7 protein-coding genes are annotated in these 12,838 nt (G+C 72.8%); 3 read left to right on the top strand and 4 right to left on the bottom strand.

What is annotated here, in order from left to right; genetic code table 11:
• Positions 1-132 precede the first annotated feature (132 nt).
• Together AQI95_RS12280 and AQI95_RS12275 are read right to left on the bottom strand one after the other, a co-directional pair.
• A complete protein-coding gene (locus AQI95_RS12280) occupies positions 133-2,715 on the bottom strand; it encodes an ABC transporter permease (protein WP_067121314.1) in 2,583 nt (860 codons plus the stop codon).
• Complete coding sequence (locus AQI95_RS12275; RefSeq protein ID WP_067121312.1) at positions 2,712-3,500, bottom strand: ABC transporter ATP-binding protein; 789 nt, start codon at positions 3,498-3,500, stop codon at positions 2,712-2,714. The genes AQI95_RS12280 and AQI95_RS12275 overlap by 4 nt, the downstream gene beginning before the upstream one ends.
• Before the next feature lie 491 nt (positions 3,501-3,991).
• Between AQI95_RS12275 and AQI95_RS12270 the strand changes: the two genes are divergently transcribed.
• The 3 genes from AQI95_RS12270 (at position 3,992) to AQI95_RS12260 (ending at position 8,284) form a co-directional block, all read left to right on the top strand.
• Complete coding sequence (locus AQI95_RS12270; RefSeq protein WP_067121310.1) at positions 3,992-5,533, top strand: MFS transporter; 1,542 nt, start codon at positions 3,992-3,994, stop codon at positions 5,531-5,533.
• Positions 5,534-6,080: 547 nt separating this feature from the next.
• Complete coding sequence (locus AQI95_RS12265; RefSeq protein WP_079071218.1) at positions 6,081-6,641, top strand: DUF485 domain-containing protein; 561 nt, start codon at positions 6,081-6,083, stop codon at positions 6,639-6,641.
• Positions 6,638-8,284 (top strand): sodium/solute symporter, encoded by a 1,647-nt coding sequence (locus tag AQI95_RS12260; protein ID WP_067121308.1) that lies wholly within the window; start codon positions 6,638-6,640, stop codon positions 8,282-8,284. Before AQI95_RS12265 ends, AQI95_RS12260 begins: the two co-directional genes overlap by 4 nt.
• A gap of 150 nt (positions 8,285-8,434) precedes the next feature.
• On the opposite strand, the gene AQI95_RS12255 is transcribed toward AQI95_RS12260, so the two are convergent.
• The gene (locus AQI95_RS12255) at positions 8,435-9,322 is read right to left on the bottom strand and encodes a coiled-coil domain-containing protein (protein WP_244188713.1); all 888 of its coding nucleotides are present in this window, start codon (positions 9,320-9,322) and stop codon (positions 8,435-8,437) included.
• A gap of 303 nt (positions 9,323-9,625) precedes the next feature.
• The gene (locus AQI95_RS44760) at positions 9,626-12,838 is read right to left on the bottom strand and encodes an SUKH-4 family immunity protein (RefSeq protein ID WP_079071217.1); all 3,213 of its coding nucleotides are present in this window, start codon (positions 12,836-12,838) and stop codon (positions 9,626-9,628) included.

Genomic DNA, 12,838 nt, shown 5'->3' with positions numbered 1-12,838 from the left:
TCCCCCGCAACCCCCGTATGCGGTGGTCTTTCGGCCGCGCGGCGGCTCGTCGGCCGGGCCTGCGCCCGCGCGCGGCGGGTCCTCGGCCGGGCCTGCGCCCGCGCGCGGCGGTCGCCGGCCCGGCCGGTGCGGCTAGTCCGTCGCGATGGCGTTCAGGACGTTCATCCGGCCCGCCCGGAACGCCGGGATCAGCGCGGCGAACAGGCCCACGAAGGCGGAGGCGATGAACACCGTGATGATCGTCGGCCAGGGGATGTCCAGAATGTGCAGGCCCTGGAGCGAGAGGAGCTTCTGGGCGGTCGCTCCCCAGCCCATGCCGAGGCCCAGGCCGAGCAGGGCGCCGAAGACGGCGATCACCACCGACTCCAGGCGGATCATGCGGCGCAGCTGGCGGCGGGAGAGACCGATGGCCCGCATGAGGCCGATCTCGCGGGTCCGCTCGACCACCGACAGGGCCAGGGTGTTCACGACACCCAGGACCGCGACGATGATCGCGAGGGCGAGCAGGCCGTAGATCATGTTCAGCAGCTGGCCGATCTGGTCCTTCAGCGCCTTCTTGAAGTCGGTCTGGTCGCGCACGGTCAGCGAGGGGTCGTCCCGCAGCGTCGACTTCAGCGCCTTGTAGGCGGCCGCCTCCTGCCCGTGCTTGGCGCTGGCGAACACGATCTGGTCCAGCGGCATCCGGTCGGCCGGCACGTACTGCGCGGCCGTGGAGATCGCGACGTACATCGCGCCCTTGTCGACCACGACGTCGTCGCTGGTGATGGCGCGGACCGTCAGCCTGGCCGTCGTACCGTCCTTGAAGTCGACCGCGACCGTGGAGCCGACCTTGATGCCGTGCTTCTTGGCGAAGCCCTCGAAGACGGACATGGAGCCGGGCTTGTAGGCGTCGGCGAGGTCGCCTGCGACGGTCTTGGTGCGCACGTCCTGTGCGTAGGTCGGGTCGGCCGCGTTGACGGTCTCCTTCTTGGAGACCTGTCCGTCCGGCGTGGTCAGGGACGCGTCCAGGAGCTTGTACTCGGTGACCCGCTCCAGGCCGGGTGTGCCCTTGATCTTCTGCACCATCTGCGGGTTGACCATCGTGTACTGCTGGTCGCCCTGGATGATGAAATCGGTGCCGACGGTCTTGTCGAGCTGGTCGGTGGCCGAGGCCACCATGGAGGAGCCGACCACCGACAGGCAGGCCACCAGGGCCAGGCCGATCATCAGGGCCGCGCCGGTGGCGCCGGTGCGGCGCGGGTTGCGCAGCGCGTTGCGCTCGGCCATGCGGCCGACCGGGCCGAAGACCCGCAGGATGATCGCGCCCAGGACGCGGACCAGACCGGCGGCGAGCAGCGGGCCGATGACGACGAAGCCGATCAGGGTGGCCACCACGCCGAGGCCGAGCCAGCCCGAGCCGGTCTTGGCCTTGTCGGCGCTGGCGGCGAGGTACAGGCTGCAGCCGCCGGCGCCGGTGAGAAGCAGGCCGATCACGGCCCGGACGATGCCGGCCCTGGCGTCGGCCGGGGCGCCCGCGTCGCGCAGGGCGGCCATCGGGGAGACCTTGCCGGCGCGCCGGGCGGGCAGGTAGGCGGCGAGGACGGTGACCACGACGCCGAGGAGCAGACCGACGGTGGGGGTCGTCCAGGCGACGGTCAGGTCGTCGGTGGACAGGTGCATGCCCAGGTTGCCCATGAGCTTCATCAGGCCGACCGCGATGCCGACACCCGCGCCGACACCGAGCACGGAGCCGATCACGCCGAGCAGCAGCGCCTCGACCAGCACGGACCGGTTCACCTGCTTGCGGGAGGAGCCGATGGCGCGCATCAGGCCGATCTCGCGGGTGCGCTGGGCGACCAGCATGGAGAAGGTGTTGATGATCAGGAAGATGCCGACGAGGAAGGCGATCCCGGCGAAGCCGAGCATCGCGTACTTCATGACGTTCAGGAAGCTCTCGACGCTCTTCTGGTTGGCGTCGGCGACCTCCTTGGCGGTCTGCACCTTGTAGCCGTGGCCGAGGGCGGCCGTGACGTCCTTCTTCAGCCGGTCGTCGCTCACGCCCTTGGCGGCGGTCACGTTGATGTTCGTGTAGACGCCGGTCCGGCCCACCAGGGTCTGCTGGGCGGTCTTCGTGTCCAGGTAGAAGATGGCCGCGCCCGGGTTGGTGACCTTGAAGGCGGCGATGCCGGACACGCGCGCGTGGTGCGTACCGACGACCGAGATCATGCCGATCTCGGAGCCGATCTTCAGGTGGTGCTTGTCGGCGGTGTCCTCGTCGACCATGACCTGGTCCGGGCCCTTGGGCGCCGTACCTGAGGTGATCTTCATGGTGCGGGCGTCGTTGCCGTTCCAGCTGCCGACGATGGTCGGCGCGCCGCTGCTCGGCGACAGCTTGTCCTTCTTGGCGTCGACGACCGTCACCGAGGTGGAGAAGACGGTGCCCTCCGCCTTGCGCACGCCCTCGGCCCCACGGACCTTGCCGACCACGGAGGCCGGCATGACCAGCGGCTTGCCGGTGCGGGAGGTCGTCTCGCCGGTGTCGGAGGAGCCCTTCGCACTGACCGTCACGTCCGAGGACGTGGCCTGGAAGAGCTTGTCGAAGGTGGTGTTCATGGTGTCCGTGAACACCAGCGTGCCGCACACGAACGCCACCGACAGCAGGACCGCGACCGCCGACAGCGCCATTCGGCCCTTGTGCGCGAAGAAGTTGCGCATCGAGGTCTTCAGGACGGTCATGACGTACGCCCCCGGGCGTCGAAGTCCTTCATGCGGTCCAGGACCTGATCGGCCGTCGGCTGGTACATCTCGTCGACGATCCGGCCGTCGGCCAGGTAGAGCACGCGGTCGGCGTAGGAGGCGGCCACGGGGTCGTGCGTGACCATCACGATGGTCTGGCCGAGTTCGTCCACCGAGCGGCGCAGGAAGCCGAGGACTTCGGCGCCGGCGCGCGAGTCGAGGTTTCCGGTGGGCTCGTCCCCGAAGATGATCTCCGGGCGGGCGGCGAGCGCACGCGCCACGGCGACACGCTGCTGCTGGCCGCCGGAGAGCTGGGTCGGCCGGTGCTTGAGCCGCCCGGCGAGGCCGACGGTCTCCACGACCCGGTCCAGCCAGGCCCGGTCCGGCTTGCGGCCCGCGATGTCCATGGGCAGCGTGATGTTCTCGATCGCGTTCAGCGTCGGCAGCAGGTTGAAGGCCTGGAAGATGAAGCCGATCCGGTCCCGGCGCAGCTGGGTCAGCTTCTTGTCCTTCAGGCCGGTGATCTCGGTCTCGTCCAGGTAGATCTGACCGCTGGTCACGGTGTCGAGACCGGCGAGGCAGTGCATGAGCGTGGACTTGCCGGACCCCGAGGGGCCCATGATCGCGGTGAACTGGCCACGCGCGATGTCCACGTCGACGTGGTCGAGGGCGACGACACGGGTCTCGCCGGACCCGTACGCCTTCACGACCTGCCGCGCTCGCGCGGCAACGGCCGTACGCCCTCCAGTGCCCCCGTGCCTGGGAATGGTCACAGCCGATGTCACGGTATGTCTCCTATGTCGGTCAGCGGGTCGCTGGGTTGCCCGGGTGTACCGGGGTGTCGTCCTGGGTGCTCGATGAGTCTCGCGGCCGACGGGAGCCTCGCGCGCTGGTGCGAAGCCCCGTCTTTCCCTGGGGAAAACCCCACCCCTCCGGTGCGGTCGGCCGCCCCCCAGCGGCGTAAAGCCAGGTTAAGGACCGGACCCCGCCCCGCTCGTCCTCCGCCGGAACGAACCCTCCCCGAGCCGTAGTACGGAGGTACCCCTAGGGGTGCTCCACCCCGGGGCGGAGTCCGTCTCAGGGCCGACTCCACCCTTCGACCCGGAAAGCCTCCACCCTTCCGTCGCGTCAGGGTCAAGCCCGTGCGCGTCGGGGCCGGGTTCACGGCCGCGTGGCAAGCTGTCGCACCGCAGATAGATGCAAGGGCCACGGGGCAGACTCCGGCAGGGAGTCCACGGGGCAGACTCCGGTGGGGAGTCACGGAGAGGGGTTCGCGGTGGGGAGTCACGGCGAGGGGTTCGCGGAGGGGAGCACCACACCCGCGATACGCGGCGGCACGGCCGCACGAGAGGACACCCGGCGGCGGGGCGCGGTGGTCGCCGCGCTGATGCTCGCGATGGCCCTGGCCGCGCTGGACTCCACCGTCGTCTCCACGGCCGTGCCGCAGATCGTCGGCGATCTCGGCGGGTTCTCCGTCTTCTCCTGGCTCTTCTCCGGCTATCTGCTCGCCGTGACCGTCACGCTCCCCGTCTACGGCAAACTGTCCGACACCTTCGGCCGCAAGCCGGTGCTGGTGGCGGGCGCGGCCATGTTCCTGCTCGGCTCGCTGCTGTGCGCGGGGGCCTGGAACATGGCGGCGCTGATCGCGTTCCGGATCGTGCAGGGCCTGGGCGGCGGGGCGCTGCAGGGCACCGTGCAGACGCTCGCCGCCGATCTGTATCCGCTGGCGGAGCGCCCGAAGATCCAGTCCAAGCTGTCCACGGTGTGGGCGGTGTCGGCGGTCGCGGGGCCGGGACTCGGCGGCGTGCTCGCCGCGTACGCCGACTGGCGCTGGATCTTCCTGATCAACCTGCCGATCGGCGCCGTCGCGCTGTGGCTGATCGTCCGGCATCTGCACGAGCCCGAACGGGAGCGGCCGCAGCACCCCGACGGCCCGGCACGCGCGCGTGTGGACTGGCCGGGCGCGCTCGCGGTGTTCGCGTGCGGCGGCGTCCTGCTGACCGCGCTGGTGCAGGGCGGGGTCGCCTGGCCATGGTTGTCGACTCCCTCGCTGACCCTCTTCGGCGTCGGCCTGGCGCTGGCCGGTGCGGTGGTCGTGGTGGAGCGGCGGGCGGCACAGCCCATCATCCCCGGGTGGGTGTGGCGGCGCCGGACGATCGCGGCCGTCAATCTGGCGCTGGGCGCGCTGGGGCTGGTGATGGTGGCGCCGAGCGTGTTCCTGCCGACGTACGCGCAGGCGGTGCTCGGACTCGCGCCCGTGGCCGCCGGCTTCGTGCTCTCGGTGTGGACGCTGAGCTGGCCGGTGTCGGCGGCGTTCAGCCAGCACGTCTACCGGCGCATCGGCTTCCGGGACACCGCGCTGCTCGGCATCGGCCTGGCCACGCTGATCCTGTTCTCCTTCCCGCTCCTGCCGTACCCCGGCTCGTGGTGGCAGCCGACGCTGCTGATGCTGCTGCTGGGCGGGGCGCTCGGGCTGTTCCAGCTGCCGCTGATCATCGGCGTGCAGTCGACCGTGGGCTGGTCGGAGCGGGGCACCACGACCGCGTCCGTGCTGTTCTGCCGGCAGACCGGGCAGACCATGGGCGCGACGCTCTTCGGCGCCGTCGCCAACGGGGTGCTGGCCGCGCATCTGGGCGGGGCGGGCGATCTGGACTCCGTCACGCGCGCGTTGGACGCCGGCAGGGCCCCGGAGGCGACCCGGCGCGCGATCGCCGACGCGGTCCACACGGTGTACCTCGGCGCGGCCTGCGCGGCGACCCTGGCCTTCCTGGTCCTGCTGCTGGTGGCGCCCAGGAGGTTTCCGGTGCGGCAGGAGTGACGGCAGGACGACGTCGCCGTCGACCCAGTTGATCTCCTCGGTCACCGACTCGGTGACGTCGAGCACCTCGTCCCCCGGCCAGTCGGGCAGATCGCTGCCGTCCGCGAAGGTGACCCGCAGCGGTTCGCAGTTGTACGACGGCTCAAGGACGTTGTCGGCGAAGGACTGCCGTCGGCCGAACAGCGGGGGGACTCGGCGCCTGCACCGCCACCACTGACCGCGCGGTCCCGCGCCGCTTTCCGACGGCACGGGACCGCGCCCCGCGACGGCGTCGGCCACGGCCCTTCCGAACGGCGCGGACCGCGCCCCGACTCCACGGCACCCGGCCCGGTGGACGACCCTCGCGTCGCCCGCCGGGCCGACGCCGTCAACGCGGATGGCACCCCGGCTCGGACAGTGTTTTCTCGCGGTAAGCGCATACCGACTGGCCAGTTCGGTGAAAACGCCACGCGGCACCGAACTCGCGAGTAACGTGCGTGGCCCCATTCCACCCCCCACCTCCCTGCGGTCCACCGCCACGGACCCGAGCCACGCAAGGAGCCCCGGGATGTCCTACGACCCGCCCCAGCCCCCGTCCTACGACACCTCCTCCGCCCCCTCCTCTCCCTCCTCCTCCGCCCACTCTTTCGCCCCTTCCTCCAACTCCTCCTTCGACCCTTCCTCCAACTCCTCCTTCGACTCCTCCTTCAGCTCCTCCTTCGACTCTTCTTTCGATCCACCGCCCCCCTCGCGTCTGACGTACCCCTGGCAGCCCGCGCCCGCGAGGCCGCCCCGGGCGGAGTACCAGCCGTCGCGCGAGCCCCTCGGTCACCACAGCGACCTGCGCGTACTGCGCGGCGCCTACCGCTGGCAGCGGCGCACCGCCACGCTCGCCGCGCTGGGCTACTTCACCCTGTTCCTGGTCCTGTCCGCGAGCGCACCCGGCGTGATGATGCGCACGGTCGCCGACGGCATCCCCGCCGGCCTGCTGCTCGCCCTGGTCCAACTCCCGGTCACCTGGCTCGCGATCGCCCTGTACGAGCACACCGCGCGCCGGCACGTCGACCCGCTCGCGGACCGCATCCGCAAGGTGGCCGAACTGGACGCACGCCGAGGAGCGGTCCGATGAACGGCGCCGCCGACGTCCCGGCCGTCGGAGGCTTCACCGGTTTCAGCGGCTCGGCCCAGTCCATGTCCCTGATCGCCTTCTCCACCGTCGCCACAGTGACCCTGCTGCTGTGCGTGATGACCGGCCCCGACCACGACGACCTCGACGAGTTCTACACCGGTTACGGCTCTCTGTCCCCCCTGCGCAACGGCCTCGCCATAGCCGGCGACTACATCTCGGCGGCCACCGTCCTCGGCACCGGCGGAGTGATCGCCCTGTGCGGCTACGACGGTGTCGTCCTCGCCCTGAGTACGGCGCTGTCACTGATGCTGCTGATGTTCCTGCTGGCCGAACCACTGCGCAACGCGGGCCGGTTCACGATGGGCGACGCGCTCGCCCGTCGGCTCCCGGGCCGCTCGGTGCGCATCACGGCCTGCGCGGTGACGATCGCCGCGCTGCTGCCGCTGATGCTGGTCCAACTCGCCGGAACCGGGCAGCTGATGGCGTTCATCCTGGGCTTCTCCAACGCGTCCCTGAAGACCGGATGCGTCATGGGCCTCGGCGCCCTGATGATCGCCTACGCCGCGATCGGCGGCATGAAGGGCACCGCGCTCATCCAGATCCTGAAGATCGTGATGCTGGTCGGTTCGGGCGCCGTGGTCGCCGTGCTGATCCTGCACCGCTTCGACTGGGACCCGGGCGCCCTGTTCGCCGCCGCCTCGCGGCAGAGCGGCGCCGGACCGGCCTTCCTGCGCTCCGGGCTGCAGTTCGGCACCGGGCCGAGGTCCCGACTCGACATGATCGCCTCGGAGTTGACGGTGGTGCTCGGCGGCGGCGTCCTGCCCCACATCACCATGCGCATGTACACCGCCTCCAGTGCCCGCCAGGTGCGCCGCTCGATGTCCTGGGCGGTGTCGATCGTCGCCCTGTTCGTGCTGGTCATCACGGTGGTCGGGTTCGGCGCCACGGCCCTGGTGGGCCGCTCTGTGATCGCCGGCGCCGATCCCCAGGGCAACACCGCGTATCTGCTGGGCTCGCGCGCGGCGTTCGGCACCGACGTCTCCACGGCGGAGACCTTCCTGTTCACCATGGTCACCACCGCGATCTTCCTGACCCTGCTCGCCTCGGTCGCCGGGATGATGCTCGCCTGCGCCAACTCCCTCGCCCATGACGTGTTCGCGGCCCGGGTTCAGGAGATGCCGGCCCGGCGCGAGATGACCCTGGCCCGCGTCTCGGCGCTCGCCATAGGAGTGCCGACGATCCTGCTGGCCACGCTGGTGCAGCACCACAGCCTGCAGCCCTTGGTCACGCTCTCCTTCTGCCTGGGCGCCTCGGCCATCGCACCCGCCCTGGTGTACGGGCTCTTCTGGCGCCGCTACACCCGCTGCGGGCTGCTGAGCACGCTGATCGGGGGCTCACTGACCGTGCTGCTGCTCATGCCGGGCACCAATCTGGTCTCCGGCTCCCCCGTCTCGGCCTTCCCGCACGCCGACTTCAACTGGTTCCCGTTCACCACGACCGGCATCGTCTCCATCCCGGCCGGCTTCCTCTTCGGCTGGCTCGGCACGGTCGCCTCGGGCCGCACCGAGGCGGAGCAACAGCGCCGCCAGTACGAGGCGGTGGAGGGGTGGATCCTTGCGGGGGCGGTGCGGAAGAGGGACTGAACGCGGGCGCGGGCACGCGGGCGCGGACGCGAGCACGCGGGCGCGGGGAGGGCGCAGCGAGCGCGGGGGTGCAGGGGGGAGCGCGGGAGTGCGGGGCGGCGGGCGCCTGGTGTCGACGTGCCGGTCGAAAAGCCGCTGACCGGGAGCCTGTCAGTCCAGGGCCGCTCTGCCCGTCAGGGTGATCAGGCGGCTGCGGACGTGGTCCATGTGCGCCTGCACATGGTCCCAGGTCTCACCGTGCTCGCGCAGCACCTGTTCCGTCTCCCCGGCGATGCGTTCCTCGCGCACGCGCGCGTCGGCGACGATCTCGGCGGCACGCGTGCGTGCCTCCTCCTGACTGCGGTGTGCGAACTCCTCGGCCTCATCGAGGGCCCGCTTGGCGGCGGACAGGGCGGCCTCGGCCAGATCCGCCCGTTCGGCGTGCCGGACCTCCAGCGCGGCGATCCGCTCGGCCTCCTCGCGCTCGGCCTCGGCCCAGCGCTGGGCGTGCTCCCGGGACTGCTCGGTGAGCATGGCGGTGGTGCGCTGCCGCACCTCGCGCAACGCGGCGAGCGCCGCTCCGCGCACCTCTTTCACATCGTGCCGCGCGCCGACGCGGAGCGCGTCGGCTTCGGAGCGCGCGGCGAGGAGCCGCTGGGAGGCGTGTTCATCGACTTGCGCGCGGAGCGCGTCCGCCACTTCCTGCGCCTCCCGGAGCGCGGCGGCGGTGTGTGCTTCGGCCTGCGCGACCTGTTCGTGCGCTTCGCGCTGCGTGCGCTCGCGGAGATCCGCCGCCTCCTCCAGCACCAGCTCGAACAAGCCCTGCGCGCGCTCCCCGAGCGCCTCGTACGCCTGCGACGGGAGCTGGGCGACGACCTCGCGCAACCGCGCGACCTCCGCCTCCATCTCCTTGGCCAGCACGGTCAGCCGCGCGGCCCGTTCCCACGCGCCGTCACGGTCGTACGACAACGCCTCCATGGAGGCGTCGACCTGATCGGGGCGGTAGCCGCGCCCCCGGACGGTCACGAAGCCGTGGGGCGACATCGATGCACTGCTCACCCTGGGAACCCCTCTCCACCGGACATACACGACAGGACAATTTCGCGCACATCTTGATGGATCGGACGTAAGTGTTCATAACGCGACACTCCGCAGACGCGTCACACACGACATCCCGCACTCCGCGTTTGGCGTGACCTGCGGGGCAGTTGCGCCCTCTTCCTGCTCAAGGGTGACGGTCGTACTGCGAACGGGTGTCGACCCGCCCCGCCCCCCTCGGGAAGACGCCGGAAACGACGCCGGCCCATCGCATCCCTCACGCGTACGTGGAGGACACGATGGGCCGACATCCGGGCGGTGTGCCTACAACAGCCCGTCCCACATCTGCTCCAGCAGCACCGACCACCAGCTCTCCGGCGAGCCGAGCGCCGCCGGGTCCAGAGCGGCGAGCTGCGCCTGGAAGTCGACGGTCCAGCGGCCCGCCTGCTCCTGGTTCAGCCCGTACCGCAGGCGCCACATCCGGCCCAGCAGCGCCAGACAGCGAGCGAACTCCGGCAGCCCGGAGTTCACGAACTGCGGCGGCACCGGAGCCCCGCCCGGCCCCGCCTCCACAGGCACGGCCACGATGTTCGCCGTCCCGTACTGCACACAGATCGCCCTGCCGAAGTCGGTGCCCATGACGAGGTACGAGCCCGCGTCCGACGCCGGCTGCACCCCGCGCTCGGCCGCCAGCTCCGCCAGCGTCGGCACCGGACGGCCCGGCTGGGCCTGCGCCCAGAAGAACGGGCCCAGGTCCACCGGCAGACCTGCCACGACCAGGGTGTGCGCCACGATCGGCGGCACGCCCTGCCGCGACACCGCCTGCTGCTCGAACCGGAAGATCCCCGGCCCGAACGCCGCCGCCAGCTCCTGCCCGATACCCTCCGGCGGGACCGGCGGCGCGGCCTGCACCGGCGGCAGCGGCGCCCGCACCGGCGCGGGCCGCGCGGGCCCGTCCGCCACCTGGTGCAACTCACCCTGGTGCGCAAGCAGTTGCCGCATACCCTGCTGCCGGCTCGCCTGGTCCGTGCCGTACGGCGCGATGCTCGTGATCCGCGCCTGCGGCCACTGCTCCCGCATCATCCGCGCGCAGTAGGCGCCCGGCAGCTCGCACGACTCCAGCTCCGTGTGCAGCTCCAGCACCTGGTCCGGCGGCACGTTCATCGCCCGCAGCTCGTGGAAGATCTGCCACTCCGGGTGCGGCGTGCCCGGCGCCGAACGCCGGATCAGCTGCTGCTCCGAACCGTCCTGAGCGCGGTAGCGCAACACGGCCTGATAGCCCGGACCGACCGTCGGCTGCCCCTGCTGCGGATACCCGTACGCCGGCGGCTGCCCCGGCACGGGCCCACCCGGCGGCGGCATCGCACCCGGCGGCATCGGCTGCGGTGCGCCCGGCGGCATACCGGGAGCGCCCGGAGCACCGAGTGCGCCGGGGGCGGGCGGCGGCGGAGGCGGGGGCGGGGGCGCGCCGGGACCGGTCACGGGCGGCGCGGCCAGCATGGTCTCCGCGTGGTGCACAGCCCCGTGCCCGCCCCCCTGGGCGCCCGGAGCGTGCGGCGCGCCAGGCGCGAGCGGCATGCCCGGGGCGCCCGGAGCCATGGGAACGCCAGGCGGAGTCGGCATGCCCGGGGCACCCGGACCACCTTGCGCGCCCGGCGCGCCGGGAACGCCCGGGGCGCCCGGGGCGCCCGGCTGCTGCGGCGCGCCCCCGCCCAGCAGGCTGGGGTCGGCCAGCATCGTGGCCGCGTGGTGCACGTTGCCCGGAGGCGCGGGAGGCGGAGTGGGGGCGCCCGGAGCGCTGGGCGCGCCCGGCGCCTGCACCCCTTCCGCACCACCCGGAACGACCGGACCACCCGGAGCACCTGCACCGCCCTGTCCCTGCGGACCGAGCGCCGACACCAACTGCGTCGGCACGTACCCGCCCGCGGGCGCACCCGGCGCGGGCGGCATCGGCGCGCTCCCCGGCCGCGCGCCCGGCGCACCAGGGACACCCGGCGGCGGAGGCGGCGCGCCCACGCCACCGCGCGCCTTCTTCGGCGGCGGTGCCGCCTTGCTGGTCGCGGCGTCCGCTATGTCGCCCGCGTTCGGCGCGAGTTGCCGCGCGGACGCATCCGCGTCAGCCGGGGGCTGCGGCGCACCCGGCGCGCCTCCCGGCGCCTGCGGGTAGCCGTACCCCGGAGCATCCTGCGGTGCGGCGGGCCCCTGCGGATAGCCGTACGTCGGGGCGCCCGGAGGCGGCGGGGGCGTGCTGCCCTGCGGGGCGCCCGGCGCGGCCGGAGCCCCGGGCGCCGGCGAGTACGCGGGTACGCCCGGCGGAGGCGTGCCGGGAGCTGCCGGCGGCTGCGGGTAGCCGTACGGCGCCGCACCGGGCGGCGGAGGCGGCGTGCTGCCCTGCGGGGCGCCCGGCGCACCAGGAGCGGCGGGCGCTCCGGGCACACCGGACCCGCCCGGCGCGTACGCAGCACCAGGCGCCCCCGGCACCCCACCAGGGGCGGGCGAGCCACCCGGCGCGCCCGGCGGGAAGCCCTGCGCTCCCGGCGTGCTCGCGGCATCGAGCGCCGGAGCGACCGCCGTCCGCGGCAGCTGGCTGCCCCCCGACATCAACGCCGTCTTCGCGTCCGGTGTGCTCGCCGGCGGCCGCGAAGCCTCACCGGCGGGGTCGCTCAGCGGCGGCGCGAACACCGTCGCGGGCAGCGGAACGGAACGGTCGTCCTCACCCGGGTCCGCGTTCGTGTCGGTACCGGACCAGGGCGTCGCGCCCACCGGCACCTCGACGGGCGGCGCACTCTCAGGAACAGGCGCCCCGGGCACACCGGACGCGCCCGGCGCACCTGGCACCTCCTGCGCCCCACCGGTCGCACCCGACCCGCCCTGCACCCCACCGGACACGCCCGACGCACCCGGCGCACCCGCCGGCACCCCGGCCTGCGTCTCCGCCAACCCCGCCCCACCGGGCGAAGTCCCGACACCGACGCCGCCACCGGACGCCCCAATACCAGGGCCGACACCGGCACCGGCACCGGCACCGGCACCCACCCCCGAAACGCCCGCGCCCGAGCCCGACCCCGAGCCGGCGCCCGCGCCACTCACACCCGACGCACCCCCACCGGCACCCGCCCCGGCCGAACCGCCTCCGTCCTGCGGCCGTCGGTCGCCCCCGATGCCCAGTTTGTCCGCCGCCTCCTGCAGCCACTCCGGAGGAGTCAGCAGGAACGACGTCTGGTTGAGGTCCATCCGGGCGGCGGCCGGCGCCGGAGCCGTGTCCCGTGGCCCGTCGGCGCGGCCGTACTCCTCCTCGTACCGGCGGATCACCTCACCCACCGGCAGTCCGGGCCACAGCGTCGCCTCCCCGCTGTCCCGGGCGATCACGAGCCGCTGCGCCCCCGCGTCAGAACGCGGGCCCTCCGCACGGTCCTCGCCCCACACCACGAAGCCCAGCTCGAACTCCCGCACCCGCACCTCACGATGCTGGTAGACGGGCACGTCGCCGTTGATCCACTCCTCGGCGCGCTCCTGCGCCTGCGCGTAGGTCACCAT

It is taken from the genome of Streptomyces yokosukanensis (genome assembly GCF_001514035.1).
GTDB classification, from domain to species: domain Bacteria; phylum Actinomycetota; class Actinomycetes; order Streptomycetales; family Streptomycetaceae; genus Streptomyces; species Streptomyces yokosukanensis.
This window is presented reverse-complemented; position numbering and strand designations above follow the sequence as displayed.

Coding starts and splice junctions, on each gene's coding strand:
- AQI95_RS44760 (WP_079071217.1), bottom strand. CDS start 12,838: ATGGTGACCTACGCGCAGGCGCAGGAGCGCGCCGAGGAGTGGATCAAC.
- AQI95_RS12265 (WP_079071218.1), top strand. CDS start 6,081: ATGTCCTACGACCCGCCCCAGCCCCCGTCCTACGACACCTCCTCCGCC.
- AQI95_RS12280 (WP_067121314.1), bottom strand. CDS start 2,715: ATGACCGTCCTGAAGACCTCGATGCGCAACTTCTTCGCGCACAAGGGC.
- AQI95_RS12260 (WP_067121308.1), top strand. CDS start 6,638: ATGAACGGCGCCGCCGACGTCCCGGCCGTCGGAGGCTTCACCGGTTTC.